Annotated in this window: 12 protein-coding genes; 5 read left to right on the forward strand and 7 right to left on the reverse strand. The window is 72.1% G+C overall.

All coding sequences use genetic code 11. The features are described from left to right. Nucleotides 1-80: 80 nt before the first annotated feature. On the reverse strand, nt 81-2,210 hold the full coding sequence (locus tag ACNPQM_RS18765; protein ID WP_418084888.1) for a HelD family protein: 2,130 nt from the start codon (nt 2,208-2,210) through the stop codon (nt 81-83). A 385-nt stretch (nt 2,211-2,595) separates the two neighbouring features. Here ACNPQM_RS18765 and ACNPQM_RS18770 point away from each other — a divergent pair, with 385 nt between their 5' ends. Continuing rightward, nucleotides 2,596-2,823 carry a hypothetical protein gene (locus ACNPQM_RS18770; RefSeq protein ID WP_358862364.1) on the forward strand — a complete coding sequence of 76 codons (228 nt, stop codon included), beginning with the start codon at nt 2,596-2,598 and terminating at the stop codon, nt 2,821-2,823. A 79-nt stretch (nt 2,824-2,902) separates the two neighbouring features. Here ACNPQM_RS18770 and ACNPQM_RS18775 read toward each other — a convergent pair whose 3' ends face one another. Then, entirely contained in the window at nt 2,903-4,546 is a 1,644-nt protein-coding gene (locus ACNPQM_RS18775; RefSeq protein ID WP_418084889.1) for a DNA repair helicase XPB, read from the reverse strand. 149 nt (nt 4,547-4,695) lie between these two features. Between ACNPQM_RS18775 and ACNPQM_RS18780 the strand changes: the two genes are divergently transcribed. Then, nucleotides 4,696-5,124, forward strand: coding sequence for a hypothetical protein (locus tag ACNPQM_RS18780; RefSeq protein ID WP_418084890.1), 429 nt, complete (start codon nt 4,696-4,698; stop codon nt 5,122-5,124). A gap of 81 nt (nt 5,125-5,205) precedes the next feature. Here ACNPQM_RS18780 and ACNPQM_RS18785 read toward each other — a convergent pair whose 3' ends face one another. After that, nucleotides 5,206-7,665 carry a helicase-associated domain-containing protein gene (locus ACNPQM_RS18785; RefSeq protein WP_418084891.1) on the reverse strand — a complete coding sequence of 820 codons (2,460 nt, stop codon included), beginning with the start codon at nt 7,663-7,665 and terminating at the stop codon, nt 5,206-5,208. Nucleotides 7,666-7,741: 76 nt separating this feature from the next. Here ACNPQM_RS18785 and ACNPQM_RS18790 point away from each other — a divergent pair, with 76 nt between their 5' ends. Beyond that, a complete protein-coding gene (locus ACNPQM_RS18790; protein ID WP_418084892.1) occupies nt 7,742-8,830 on the forward strand; it encodes a hypothetical protein in 1,089 nt (362 codons plus the stop codon). 472 nt (nt 8,831-9,302) lie between these two features. Here ACNPQM_RS18790 and ACNPQM_RS18795 read toward each other — a convergent pair whose 3' ends face one another. From ACNPQM_RS18795 to ACNPQM_RS18805, 3 genes are read right to left on the reverse strand one after another with little or no spacing between them, the layout of a single operon-like run. Then, the gene (locus tag ACNPQM_RS18795) at nt 9,303-10,160 is read right to left on the reverse strand and encodes an ABC transporter ATP-binding protein (protein WP_358863225.1); all 858 of its coding nucleotides are present in this window, start codon (nt 10,158-10,160) and stop codon (nt 9,303-9,305) included. Further along, a complete protein-coding gene (locus tag ACNPQM_RS18800) occupies nt 10,157-11,233 on the reverse strand; it encodes a FecCD family ABC transporter permease (RefSeq protein WP_418084893.1) in 1,077 nt (358 codons plus the stop codon). The genes ACNPQM_RS18795 and ACNPQM_RS18800 overlap by 4 nt, the downstream gene beginning before the upstream one ends. Beyond that, nucleotides 11,230-12,240: a FecCD family ABC transporter permease gene (locus ACNPQM_RS18805; protein WP_418084894.1), complete on the reverse strand. Its 1,011-nt coding sequence runs from the start codon at nt 12,238-12,240 to the stop codon at nt 11,230-11,232. The genes ACNPQM_RS18800 and ACNPQM_RS18805 overlap by 4 nt, the downstream gene beginning before the upstream one ends. A 151-nt stretch (nt 12,241-12,391) precedes the next feature. Here ACNPQM_RS18805 and ACNPQM_RS18810 point away from each other — a divergent pair, with 151 nt between their 5' ends. Beyond that, a complete protein-coding gene (locus ACNPQM_RS18810) occupies nt 12,392-13,006 on the forward strand; it encodes an HAD family hydrolase (protein WP_418084895.1) in 615 nt (204 codons plus the stop codon). 49 nt (nt 13,007-13,055) lie between these two features. Here ACNPQM_RS18810 and ACNPQM_RS18815 read toward each other — a convergent pair whose 3' ends face one another. Then, entirely contained in the window at nt 13,056-13,280 is a 225-nt protein-coding gene (locus ACNPQM_RS18815) for a hypothetical protein (RefSeq protein WP_358863229.1), read from the reverse strand. A gap of 198 nt (nt 13,281-13,478) precedes the next feature. On the opposite strand from ACNPQM_RS18815, the gene ACNPQM_RS18820 reads away from it, so the two are divergent. Then, the gene (locus tag ACNPQM_RS18820) at nt 13,479-13,862 is read left to right on the forward strand and encodes a cold-shock protein (protein WP_418084896.1); all 384 of its coding nucleotides are present in this window, start codon (nt 13,479-13,481) and stop codon (nt 13,860-13,862) included. The last annotated feature ends 35 nt before the right edge of the window (nt 13,863-13,897 follow it).

The following is a 13,897-nucleotide window of genomic DNA, read 5'->3' on the forward strand; positions in this document are numbered from 1 at the left end:
ACAAAATACATGTCACACCGTAATTTCGAAACACGCCCTGGAGGACGAAGCGGCTACCGGGCGGCTCCGGAAAACGCCGCTCAGCCGCCGAGCACCTCCGGCAGCTCCGCCGCATGCACCACGGCCAGCCCCGACACCGCACGGGTCAGCGCCACGTACAGCCGGCGCAGACCCGTGCGTTCGTCCGGCTCGCCGTCGACCACCGCGGCCGGCTCGTCCAGCACCACGTAGTCGTACTCCAGGCCCTTCGCCAGCGACGCCGGGACCAGCGTCAGCCGCGACTCGGCCGTCGTCTCCTCGCCCGGCGACAGATATGCGTGACCCGCCGCCGTCAGCGCCTCCGCCAGCACCGGGATCCGCGCGTCCGCCGCGATCAGCCCGATCGAGCCCTCCTGCGCCAGCGACTCCTCGCAGGCCGCGATCACCGCGGCGTCCAGTCCGGCCGCGTCGGGCACCTCCCGTACCGCCAGCGAACCCGGCGACTCACGCACGGACTCCACCGCCGCAAGTCCCGGCGAGATCACCGGCAGCAACCGTGACGCGTACGCGATGACCTCCCTCGGCACACGGAAGCCCGCCGTCAGCTCCTCCACCACGGCGTCCTCCTTGCCCAGGTGGTGCAGCGCCTGCGCCCAGCTCTCCGTCGACCACGGCGTCGTCCCCTGCGCCAGATCGCCGAGCACCGTCGCCGAACCCGTCGTGCAGCGCCGTCCCACCGCCCGGTACTGCATCGGCGACAGGTCCTGCGCCTCGTCGAGGACGACATGGCCGAGCGAGTGCGTACGTGCCACCAGATCGCTCGCCTCGTCGATCAGCACCGCGTCCGCCGCCGACCACTTCGCCGATTTCACACTGCGGGCCGGCTTCGTCCACAGGATCGCCTTCTGCTCGTCCTCGGTGAGCAGCCCGTCCGCATGCGCGGCCAGGAAATCCGGGTCGGAGAGCAGCCGCAGCACCAGCTTCGCCGGATCGACCGCGGGCCAGATCGCCTTCACGGCCGCCTTGACCGCCGGAGTGCGGGCCACCGCGTTCTGCACCCGGTCGTCGGGTGCCTCGCCGGCCTCCTCCATCCGGACGAGGACCGCGTGCGCGATCCGCTGCGGGAGCGCCTCGTGCGCCGCGCCGTACCGCATGTCGCGGGCCTGCAACTCCTTGACGATCTCCTCCAGTTCGTACGCGGGTACCCGCCACCGCCGCGAACCGCGCACCACCATCACCGGCTCCGTCGGCAGCGTCACATGCGAACGGATCGCCCGCCGCAGCACCTCCGCCATCCGCGCGTCACCCTTGACGACGGCCGCCTCCGCCGCGTCCGATCCCCGTACCTCGACATGTGCCGCCACCAGGTCGTCGACGGTCGCCTGCTTCACCTCCAGCTCACCGAGAGCCGGGAGCACCTGCTCGATGTAGTGCAGGAACGACCGGTTCGGCCCGATCACCAGCGTGCCGGTGCGGGCGAGGCGCTCACGGTGCGCGTAGAGCAGATACGCGACACGGTGCAGACCGACGGCGGTCTTACCCGTACCCGGGCCTCCCTGGACGCAGACCGTCCCGCCCAGCCCGCTGCGGACGATCTCGTCCTGCTCCGGCTGGATCGTCGCCACGATGTCGCGCATCGGACCCACGCGCGGCCGCTCGATCTCCGCCTGGAGGAGCTTGCTGGTCTGCGCGGCCTCGGTGGGGTCGGTGAGGTGCTCGTCCTCGTACGCGGTCAGTTCGCCACCGGTGTAGCCGAAGCGGCGCCGCTGTCCGATGTCCTGCGGGTCTTTCCTCGAAGCCCGGTAGAACGGCTGCGAGACGGGCGCACGCCAGTCGATGACCATCGGGTCGCCGTGGGCGTCATGGACGTGACGGCGTCCGATGTAGAACTGCTCGCCCTCCCGTCGCTCACCATCACCCTGGGCCGAGGCGCTCCGCGCCGCCCCTGTTGATGCGCCCTCGGCCTGATCCGCACCGACCCGGTGCAGATAGTCGAGGCGGCCGAAGAAGAGTGGGGTGTGCGACAGGTCGGCGAGCGCCTTGATGCGTTCGTCGACCTTGGCCTGCAGGACGACAGCGTTCACCCAGTTCGCGGTGACATCGCGGATGTCGAGGGCCTGCGCGTCCTCGCGCATGGCCCGCAGCGCGGCGCGGGACGCGGCGAGATGGGCGCGCTCGCGAGCCAGCGCATCGGTGGTGGTCGTAACGGCTTCGTGTTCGTGCGCGGGCACGGTGTTGCCTCCGGCTTGAGACGCAGGACGGCGGACCGCGGTTCGCACCCGCTCACGTGCCGGGGGCGATGCGGTCCACTGGGGGATCGATCACGGGGTACGCACGCTGGTGCGCGTGCGGCTGTCGGCCGGTTTCCGTCCGGTCGGCGGCGCTCCCCCGGCTGCCGGCGAAGAGCCGGTACCACGGTGCGGGAGGCGGGCAGACCGGCGATTGTATCGACCGCGACCGGCGGGGTCGAATGAATTGGGCCGCGGGGCCCGCCCTTCGTCCACCCCTTGGCCCACCCCGTAGGGGCGGCGTGCGACCGGAGGCCGGTGCGAAGCCCACGGGGATTCCGCCCGCGGGCCGATGCCTCTGCGGAACGGGAGCAGGACCATGGATTACATGAGCACCGTCGGTCTGAACCCACACGGCACCGGCCCCGCGCACGGCGCGACCGCGGCCACCGGTCACCCGCCCACCCACCACGTCGGCGACGCCGTGCGCGCCGTCAAGGTCTTCGCGCGCGCCGCGTTCGGCGTGGCTGTCCTCGGCGAGTACGCGGAGGAGGCGGGCGTCCTCCGCCGTGACCACCGAGAACAGCACGACCACCGAGCACGCCACGCACACTGAGTGCGGCACGGCCCCTGAGTACGGCGGGGCCGCTGAGTACTTCTGACCCTCGGCGGCTGACCGGGCGGGACCGCTCGGTTCAGTCGTTCGCCAGCAACTCGTCCGCGTCCACGATCCGGTACGCGTACCCCTGCTCGGCCAGGAACCGCTGGCGGTGCGCCGCGAAGTCCTGGTCGATCGTGTCGCGGGCGACCACCGAGTAGAACCGGGCCTCGTGCCCGTCCGCCTTCGGCCGCAGCACCCGGCCGAGCCGCTGCGCCTCCTCCTGCCGCGAGCCGAAGGTGCCCGACACCTGAATGGCGACGGTCGCCTCCGGCAGGTCGATCGAGAAGTTCGCGACCTTCGACACGACAAGGACGCTGAGCTCGCCCTCACGGAACGCGTCGAAGAGCTTCTCGCGCTGTGCGTTGCTCGTCTCGCCCTTGATGACCGGGGCGCCCAGATGCTCACCCAGCTCGTCGAGCTGGTCGATGTACTGCCCGATGACGAGTGTCTGTTCGCCCCGGTGCTTGCGCACCAGCGCCTCCGTCACCTTCTGCTTCGTCGCGGTCGTCGCGCAGAACCGGTACTTCTCCTCCGCCTCGGCGGTCGCGTACGCCAGCCGCTCCGAGTCCGTCAGATTGACGCGCACCTCGACACAGTCGGCGGGCGCGATGTAGCCCTGCGCCTCGATCTCCTTCCAGGGGGCGTCGAACCGCTTGGGACCGATCAGCGAGAAGACGTCCGACTCGCGGCCGTCCTCCCGGACGAGCGTCGCGGTGAGACCGAGCCGCCGTCGGGCCTGCAGGTCGGCGGTGAACTTGAAGACGGGTGCGGGCAGCAGATGCACCTCGTCGTAGATCACCAGACCCCAGTCGCGGGAGTCGAACAGCTCCAGGTGCGGGTAGATGCCCTTACGCCGGGTCGTCAGCACCTGGTAGGTGGCGATGGTGACCGGCCGGATCTCCTTGCGCGTACCGCTGTACTCGCCGATCTCGTCCTCGGTCAGCGAGGTCCGCCGCACCAGCTCGTGCTTCCACTGCCGGGCCGAGACGGTGTTCGTCACCAGAATCAGCGTGGTCGCCTTGGCCTGCGCCATCGCACCGGCCCCGACCAGCGTCTTCCCCGCACCACACGGCAGTACGACCACCCCGGAGCCGCCGTGCCAGAACCCTTCGACGGCCTGCTTCTGGTACGGACGCAGCGCCCAGCCGTCCTCGGCCAGCTCGATCGGATGGGCCTCGCCGTCCACGTACCCGGCAAGGTCCTCGGCGGGCCAGCCCAGCTTCAGCAGGGTCTGCTTGATCTGCCCGCGCTCGGACGGGTGCACCGCCACGGTGTCCGGGTCGATCCGCGCCCCGACCAGCGGCTGGACCTTCTTCGAGCGGAGGATCTCCTCCAGCACCGGCCGGTCGGTGGAGGTCAGGACCAGCCCGTGGACCGGGTTCTTGGAGAGCGTGAGGCGGCCGTACCGGGCCATCGTCTCGGCGATGTCGACGAGCAGCGCGTGCGGTACCGGGTAGCGGGAGTACTGCACGAGGGCGTCGACGACCTGCTCGGCGTCGTGCCCGGCGGCGCGTGCGTTCCACAGTCCGAGCGGCGTCAGCCGGTAGGTGTGGATGTGCTCGGGCGCACGCTCCAGCTCCGCGAACGGGGCGATCGCCCGACGGCAGGCGTCGGCCTGCTCGTGGTCGACTTCCAGGAGCAGCGTCTTGTCGCTCTGGACGATGAGGGGTCCGGTCACGCGTCTCGGCCCTTTCTACGGGGGGTGGCCGCCCGTGCGGCCAAACGTCCAGTGTGCCGCATGCGGGGCAGGTGGTGTGTCGGTGTCGGCCGGCGGGATGTTCGGTCATCCGCCCACCGCGCGGGCGGGGTACGTGTCATGGTCCGTCCGTGACTGATGCCGCTGCCGGGGAAACGCCCCAGGAACGAACCGCTTCCGCGCGTCCGGACGACCGCATACCGTCCGTGCTGCGCTTCTCCACCGAACTCGTCGCCTGGGTGACCACCCCCTGGGTGCTGGCCGGCTACTCGTGGCTGCTCGCCGCGCTGTCGCTGGTGGTACTGATCGGCCTGCCGGCCGTTCTGTCCACCCCGGGCGACAAGAACAGCGTGATCGTCGCCGTGCCGGGCTGGGCCACGATCCTGATGGTGCTGGCCGAGCTGGGAGCTGCCGTCGTCTCGTCGTGGCTGCTGTGGCTGCTGTGGCCGGTGTGGGCGGCCGTTCCGGTGACGCTGCTTGCGGCGGCCGCCGTGGTCACCGAGCAGCCACGCTGGCGGTGGCTCGTCTCGCTGAAACAAGGACTGTCCCGTCATGTCTGACGGCGCACGACGACAGCCACGTCAGCGCGCCGCGTCGTCGGAACGTCCGAATACCTCCAGTATGCGGACGCCCCTCCGCCTTCAGGCGTCTTCGGAGTCGGCCAGTTCCGCGACGCCCGTGACCCGGTGCAGCGGATACGTGCGGATCTCGTCCGCCGTGTGGTCGTACGCCGTCACGAAGCCGCCCTCGACCCGCACCGGCGCGATGACGCGCTGGCTGGCCGCGCCGTCCGCATTGACGTAGCCGATCCAGATCGCCGAGCCCGTCATGACCGCCGCCTGGACGGTCGCGAGAGTCTCCGCGGAGGTTGTACGGGGCAGTGAACCGGCCGGGGCCGCGGCGTCCTGGGAGGCGTCCTTGCGGACGACGGTGGCGGCCGTGTCCCCGGCGCGGATCGCCCGTACCGCCGCGCCCAGCAGCGTTCCGTCGGGGTGCGGCGGGCCCTCGGGGACCGGCACGGGGGGTGTACGGGGAGGGGTGCGGCGGGTGCCCGCGCGGGTGATCAGGACATCGCCCTCGGCGGACTCGGCGGCGGGCGCATACCCCATCTCGCGCAGCCCCTCGAGCAGGGACGCCGGGTCGATCTGGGCGGCCAGCGCCGTCGGGGCGAGGCGGCGCAGGCGCAGGGTGGCCGAGCGTTTGTCGGCGAGGATCTCGCCCAGCACGGCCTCGTCGTCGCAGCGTACGTACGCGGACGCGGCGCCGATCCGCAGATGGCCGTGGCGGCGGGCGACGTCGTCGATGAGGTAGCTGAGCGGCTGCGGGACCGGTGTGCGGCTGTGTGTGGCGAGGAAAGCGTGCAGATCGGCCGCGGACTGTCCGGCGTCCAGCGCGCGGCGTACGGAGCCGGGCGTGAACCGGTAGACGGTCGCGCCGCCCTTCGACTCGATGTCCGCGAGGACGGACAGGGTGTCCGCCAGGGGGCGCTCCAGCGGGCCGGGCGCGACGGCCGTCAGGTCGGCCTGCAGCAGGACGTGGTCGAGAGGCTCAGGGATGAGCGGGGCGAGCAGCGCGGCCGCCTCGGCGGGCCCGGATTCGAGCAGGGCGCGGGACTGGGAGGAGAGCGCGCCGCGGCCGGTGATGCCGAGGAGTTCGGACTCGTTCAGTGTCCACAGGGCGATCCGGGACCGGAGGTCGGTGGTGTCCCCGGCGGCGGCGGAGGCGCCGCGCAGCGGCCGTTCCCAGCGGAGCCGGGCGAGCAGCGTCTCCGGGTCCGGGGCGGTGCCGGGGGCCAGGGAGGCGAGCAGCGTCAGGACGCGGTGGCGTACCTCGGGTGCGGCCGAGCGGTCCAGTTCGGGGCCGAGCGCGGACAGGGCCCGGCCCTTGGCGTCCTGGCCGCCGACCAGACCGGCGGTGCGGGTGGCGGAGAGCCAGGCGGTCGCGAGGCGCACCCAGCGGTCCTGGACGGGGAGTTCGGTCCAGTCGTCGTATGCGGGCGTCGGCGCGTACCGCTCGTCGACCTCGCCGTCGGAGGCCAGCAGCCCGGCCGCGTAGGCGAGTTCGAGCCAGAACGCGGCGATCGGCTCGGACACGTCGAGGACGGACGCGGTCCGCTTCAGCTCGCGGACGCTGAGGCCGCCGGCCCGGAGCATGGCGGGGCCGCCGCTGTTCCAGCTCGTCAGGAGTTCCTCGATGGTGGACACCGCCAGGTGCGCCTGACCTGCGGCCGCACTGTCCACAGACTGGGGATCACGGGTCGCGGCGGCCACGACGGCGGGCGGCAGCGGCTCCGGTACGCGGTGGGCGCGCCCGGCCCGCAGATGCAGCGCCGCCTCGCGCGGCAGGACGACGGTGCGCGTCGACACGGGCAGCAACAGCCCGCGGTTGCGCAGCCACTTCACGGGCGGGGTCGGGTTCGGGGTCACTTCCCCGTACGGCGGACCCCACACCAGACGGTCCAGTACGGCGAGCGCCTCCGTCGGCGCGGTGTCCAGCAGCTCGCCCATCCTGGTCCGGTCGGTGAACAGCGCGGTCAGCGCGGACACGGCGGAGACCGGGTCGTGCGTGGCGGGCAGCCCGGCTGCCGCCAGGATCTCCTGCAGCCGGCCCGGCGACATGCCGGCCGTGGCCTCGGCGACGGTCGGCCCGAGACCGGTGGGGGAGGGGTGCTGCGGGGACGGTGCGAGAAGTTCGCGCGCGGTACGCACCAGTCGCAGCCGGTCGTCCTCGCCCCAGACCAGGGCCTGTTCGCGCAAGGCCGCGAGGGCTCCCGGCGCCGCGTCTCGGATCATCGAACCCGCGTCGTCGCGCTGCGCGCCGTCGTCCTGGCCGTCGCCCGTGAGGAGAGCGAGAAGGGTGTCGTACGAGGCCGGGTCGGGTGCGACCGCGAGTGCCTCCGCGGTCTGCAGGGCGAACCGGTCGAGGTGCTCCAGCGCGCGCACGACAGAGGCACGGGTGCCGGCTCTCGTCGCCAGCTGGGTGATGTCGTTCGGCACGGGAGACAGGAGGTCCGGACGGGCACGCAGCAGCCCGGCCAGCGACTCGTCGTCCCGGGCGCGCAGCGCTTCGGCGAGCGTCCGCGGTGGTGTGGTCATCCCCATCCGTCCCACGGTAGTCGCTCCGGACAGGCCCGAGGGCGCTACCGTCGGTGCAGGGCGGCCGGAGGGGAACCATCGCGTGGGGATCGAGAGCGACCAGCTTGTCTACGACTATCTGAGCCGGGTCGGAGACCTGGCCCAGCAGCAACAGCTGCCCTCGGATGCCCGGATGCGGCTCGTGGCGGCACTGCGCACCGAGATCGACCGGCAGCGCGGAAGCCAGGGCACGGACACGCCGGCGGCGGTGCGGCGCATCATCGGGAAGCTCGGCACGCCGGACGAACTGGTGGCCGCGGCGGCGAGGTCGGGCGACGGGACCGTGATGCTGCCGGAGGCGACGAAGGATGGGGAACGGGGCGATCCGGAGCCGTGGGGTGTCCCGCGCCCGCGGAGAGGAACCTTCCGGAAAGAGACTTTGCGCAAGGGCGCGTCGGAGAGGGACCTGGGGGCCGGTGGGGTGCCTGGGGCGCGTGAGGCGCCTGAGGATTCCGGGGCCTCCGCGGCCACTGCTGCTTCGAGGGGGGACGGGCCGTCGCCGCCGCACATGGCGGGGACGGATGAGCTCGGAGCGTCCGGGAGCGAACCCGACTGGTGGCGTATCGAGCCGGGGCCGTTCGGGGACGGCGTGCGGGTGCCGGGGTTCACCGGCGGGGTGGAGATCCCGGACCTGCTGAAACCGCCGTCGCCCGCGGAGGAAGCGGAAGCGGCTGCCGAGGGTGAGGCGGAGCAGGACGGGAACGTTTCCGCTGAGGACGGCGGGAGCGAGGGTGCGCGGGGGCGGTGGCGGCCGCGGATCCGGCGGCGTGCGCCACGGGAGAGGACGGGGTTCCGGTTCGCTCACCCGTTGCTGCTGCTCGCCGCCGGGTTGCTGGTCACCGGTGCGGTGACGGGATCCCTGCTGGTGCTCGCGGGCGGCTGGCTGATCGCGTACAGCTCGCGCACGCTCTCCCGTGCGGAGGCGAAGCTGGCCGCGTTGGGACTGCCCGGAGCGGCCGTGGTGGGCGGCCTGGTCTGGCTGTGGGGGCGGATGGACGGGCGCTGGGGCGAGCCGATCCCGGAGGGCGGGATGGGGGAGGCGCTGGGCGGGGTGTGGCCAGTGGTGGTGCGGTCGGCTGCGGTGGCGTCGGCGGTGTTCCTGGTGCGGCGGGCGGCGAAGCGGGTGAAGTAGGCGGCGGGTTCCGTCCTCAAGCGCCGGACGGGCTTGGGTGTCCGCCTGGCCCCTGGTGGCACCGTCGCGCCTGCCTGGGTGGTGGTGGTCCGGGGGCCCCTCCGGGGTGTCTCCTCGGGCGACGAACGTTCGGCGGGTACGCGAGGCGAGCCCGGGTCCTTGTTCATCGTCCTGCGGGGACTCCCCTGCACGGCCCCGGACCGGCCGTCCCGCGTGAGCGGCCCGGTGTGTCTTCCTGTCACGGCCGCCGGGTCGCGGACGCGGACGATACGGGGGTGGGGCCGTGCAGGGGAGTCCCCGCAGGGGCTGGCGTAGGTGCCGGGTTCGTCCGCGGTGCCGGTTTCCGCGCCAGTCCCGAGGAGACGCCCCGGAGGGGCCCCACCCGCCCCACCACCGGACAGCGCGGCGGCGCCCCCGGGGGGGGGCACGGCGCCGACAATCAAGCCCGTCCGGCGATTGAGGACGGAACCGGTCAGCCCGGACCGGGGTGGGACCACGGGGCCCCCGGTACCACCAGCGGTGAACCCGTCACCGGGTCCGGGACGATCACTGCCTCCAGGCCGAAGACCTGGCGTACGAGGTCTGCCGTGACGATCTCCTCGGGGCGGCCCTCGGCGACGATCCGGCCCGCCTTCATCGCGACCAGGTGGTCCGCGTACCGCGCGGCCTGGTTCAGGTCGTGGAGCACGGTGACGACCGTGCGGCCCCGGGTGCCGTCCGCCGCCGGGGCGGCGAGCTGCCGGACCAGGTCGAGGACCTCCACCTGGTGCGCGATGTCGAGGTACGTCGTCGGCTCGTCGAGCAGCAGCAGATCCGTCTCCTGGGCCAGCGCCATCGCGATCCAGACCCGCTGCCGCTGGCCGCCGGAGAGTTCGTCCACCGACCGGTCGCCGAGCGCCGTGATGTCCGTACGCTCCATCGCGTCGGTCACCGCCCGCTCGTCCTCGTCCGACCACTGCTGCCACCAGTGCTGGTGCGGCTGGCGGCCGCGGGCGACGAGGTCGGAGACGGTGATCGCCTCGGGCGCGACCGGGGTCTGCGGCAGCAGTCCGATCGACTGGGCGATCTTCTTGGTGGGGATCCGGGACAGCTCCGTACCGTCGAGGAGTACGGCTCCGCCGCGCGGCTTGAGGAGTCGGCCGAGCGCCCGCAGGGTCGTCGACTTGCCGCATGCGTTCGGGCCGACGATGACCGTCACCCGGCCGTCCGGCACGGTGAGGTCCAGCTCGTGCACGACCGTGCGGTCCTCGTACGCGAGGGTCAGCCCGCGTGCGGTGAGCCGGCCGGTCGTCGTCCCGGCGACGGCGTCGGACGTACGGGTCGAACTCATGCTGTGCCTCCACTACGACCACCGTGACCGCGGATGATCAGCCAGATCAGATACGGGGCGCCGACCGCCGCCGTCAGCACGCCCACCGGCAGTTCGGTGGGCGAGAAGAGCCTGCGCGCCAGCAGGTCGGCGAAGACGACGATCACCGCGCCGAGCAGCGCCGAGCAGAACAGCGGTATCTGCGCGGTCCGGGTCATGCGGCGGGCGATCTGCGGGGCGAGCAGCGCCACGAAGTCGACCGGCCCGGCCGTCCCCGTCGCCACGGACGCCAGCACCACGCCGAGTGCGACGAGCCCCAGCCGTACCCTCCCCAGCCGTACCCCGAGCGCTGTCGCCGTGTCGTCGTCCAGGGACACGGTCCGCTGTGCGCGGGCCGCCCACAGCACGGCCGGGGTCAGGACCAGCAGTGTCCAGCCGATCGGCGCGGCCTCGTGCCAGCCGCGGCCGTTCAGCGAGCCCGTCATCCAGATCTGGGCCTGCTGGGCGACCAGATAGTCGCCCTTCGTCAGGAACAGGGTGGTGACGGACCGCAGCGCGATGGCGAAACCGATGCCGATGAGGACGAACCGGGTGGCGTGCAGCCCGCCGCGCCACGCGAAGACGTACACGAGCGCCGCCGCCGCGATCCCGCCGGCGACCGACAGATACGGCAGAACGGTGTACGAGGTGACGCCGAACGTCATCGCGCCGACCGTGAGCGCGCCGGCGCCCTGGCTGATGCCGATGATGTCGGGGCTGGCCAGCGGATTGCGGGCGACCGTCTGGATCAGCGCCCCGGCGATCCCGAAGGCCGCGCCGACCAGCAGTCCGACGACCATGCGGGGCAGCCGCAATGTTCCGACGACCAGCTCGTCCTGGGACGGCTGTCCCAGGATCACCTTCACGACCTCGGCGGGCGCGACGAAGCTCTCGCCGACACAGAGGTACGCGACACAGACGACCGCCAGCAGCACGACGAGGGCCGCCGCGGCGGCCCTCGCGCGCCGGTGCAGCAGGAACCGCCCGCGCGTCCCGATCCGTACGACGCTGTACCCGGCGGGCCGCACTCGGCTCCGGTGCAGGGTGTCGCTCATGCCGGGACCGCCTTCCGGCGTACCAGCGTGACCAGGAACGGCACCCCGATCAGCGCCGTCATCACACCCGCCGGGACCTCGCCCGGCGGGAAGACGATGCGGCCCACGACGTCGGAGACGAGCAGCATCACGGGCCCGATCAGCGCCGCCATCGGCAGCACCCACCGGTGGTCGCTGCCGACGATCGCGCGGGCGATGTGCGGGACGGCAAGCCCGATGAACGCGATCGGTCCGGCCGCAGCGACCCCGACGCCGGTCAGCACCGTGGCCCCGATGCCGCCGACGACGCGTACCGTCGCGACTTTCTGCCCCAGCCCCTTCGCCATGTCCTCGCCCAGCGCCAGTGCGTCCAGGCCTCGTGCCACCGACAGCACGAGCACCGTGCCGACCAGCAGGAACGGCCAGATCTGCTGTGCCACCGCAGCCTCGCGCCCGGCGATCGAACCGACCTGCCAGAAGCGGAACTCGTCGAGCGCGGACGCCTTCGTCGTCAGCACCGCCATGGTCACCGACACCAGCAGCGCATTGATCGCGGCGCCGCCCAGTGCGAGCTTCACGGGTGTCGCTCCGCCGCGCCCGCGCGACGCGATCGCGTACACGGCCACCGAGGCGATCGCAGCCCCGGCGAACGCGAACCAGACGTAGCCCGCCAGCGTGTGGATCCCCGCGAACGCGATGGCCAGCACCACGCCCACGGACGCACCCTGGCTGATGCCGAGGATTCCCGGGTCGGCGATGGGGTTACGGGTGATGCCCTGGAGCACCGTGCCCGCGAGGGCCAGCGCCGCACCGACCATCAGTCCGATCAGGGTGCGCGGCAAACGCATCTGCCGGATCACTTCCGCGGCGTCGGAGGACCCGCCGTGCAGCAGGGCGTCGAGTACCGCGGACGGTGCGATGGGCCGCGCCCCCACGGCCAGGCTGAGCAGGACGGCCACCAGCAGCGCCACGACGGCCGCCGCCGTCGCGAGAGCGCGTCTGTGGTGGCGAGGTGCGGCGGCTGACATCGAACCCAATCGGCAAGCTGAGAGGCAGGGATAGGTAAGGCTTGGCTAAGCCTAAGTGGAGCCTGCCGGAGTCCGGGGGGCGGGAGGGGGCTGCGGGGCCAAGGGGTACAGAGGGGCGGAAGAGGGCCGTGTCTTCGGCACAATGGGCAGCATGGCTCCGCACCCCCTGACGGTCGGCTTCGACCTCGACATGACACTCATCGACTCCCGGCCGGGCATCAAGGCCACCTACCTGGCGCTGTCCGTCGAGACGGGGACGCCGATCGATGTCGACCTGGTCGTCAGCAGGCTCGGACCGCCGGTGGAGCACGAGCTCGCGAACTGGTACCCGGCGCACGCCGTGGCCTCCGCGGCCGACCGGTACCGGGAGATCTATCCCGCGTACGCGATCACGCCGAGCCCCGCTCTGCCCGGCGCCCGGGAATCCGTCGCCGCGATCCGCGCGCGGGGCGGCCGGACGATCGTCGTCACCGCGAAGCACGCGCCGAACGCCAGGCTCCACCTGGCGCATCTGGGGATCGAACCCGACGAGGTCATAGGCAGCCTGTGGGCGGAGGGCAAGGGGGATGCGCTGCGCGAGCACGGGGCGGGCGTCTACGTGGGCGACCACACCGGGGACGTACGGGGCGCCCGCACCGCCGATGCCCTGTCGGTCGGGGTCACGACGGGCCCGTGCGACGCGGAGGAGCTTCGGGCGGCGGGAGCGGATGTCGTCCTGTCGTCGCTGACGCAGTTCCCGTCCTGGCTGGACGGCTACCCGGCGTAGACCCTCCGGCGGGTGCGGGTTCGCTGAGCGTCAGCAGAGCGCTGCAGACCTACCCTTTTGGGCGCCCCGCCCTTGCCGACTGCACCACGCCCGCTGCGGCGATCAGGAATCCCACGCCCATCAGCATGCACAAGGCGTACGCGAAGGGCGGGAACGGGTCGGTCCCGAGAAACAGCGGAGCCACCGTGACCAGTGTGGCCAGTGCCCCGATGAAGAAAACGATCGCGCCGACGCGGACAAGCCGGTCACCTGCGCCAGAGGGAGGAGTACTCACTCTGCCAGGGTAGTTCCCGCCCCGGAGCGGCCGTTCATTCACCCGGAGTGCGCCGTTTCCGGACAGAGTCGGGATGACCAGGCTTGACGGGGGGTACTGCACCTGTGGAGGCTTCTGCCAGCAGGGGAGCGCGACCATTGGACGGCCTGACCTGCTGAGGCTTGGTTCCGGCTTATGGGTTGAGATGGGGTGCGTGCTTTGCCGACTGGCAAGGTCAAATGGTTCAACAGCGAGAAGGGCTTCGGCTTCCTTTCCCGCGACGACGGTGGCGACGTGTTCGTGCACTCGTCGGTGCTCCCTGACGGAGTCGACGCACTCAAGCCCGGCCAGCGCGTCGAATTCGGCGTTGTCGCAGGTCAGCGCGGAGACCAGGCGCTCTCGGTGGCGATCCTCGAACCGACCCCGTCCGTCGCTGCCGCCCAGCGCCGGAAGCCGGACGAGCTCGCATCGATCGTGCAGGACCTGACGACGCTGCTGGAGAACATCACGCCGATGCTGGAGCGGGGCCGCTACCCCGACAAGGCGGCCGGCAGGCAGATCGGCGGCCTGCTGCGCGCGGTCGCCGACCAGCTCGACGTCTAGGGCGCCTTTCGAAAGTAGCGTCGTCCGCCCGGCAG

This window comes from Streptomyces sp. NPDC056231 (assembly GCF_048270745.1).
GTDB lineage: Bacteria > Actinomycetota > Actinomycetes > Streptomycetales > Streptomycetaceae > Streptomyces.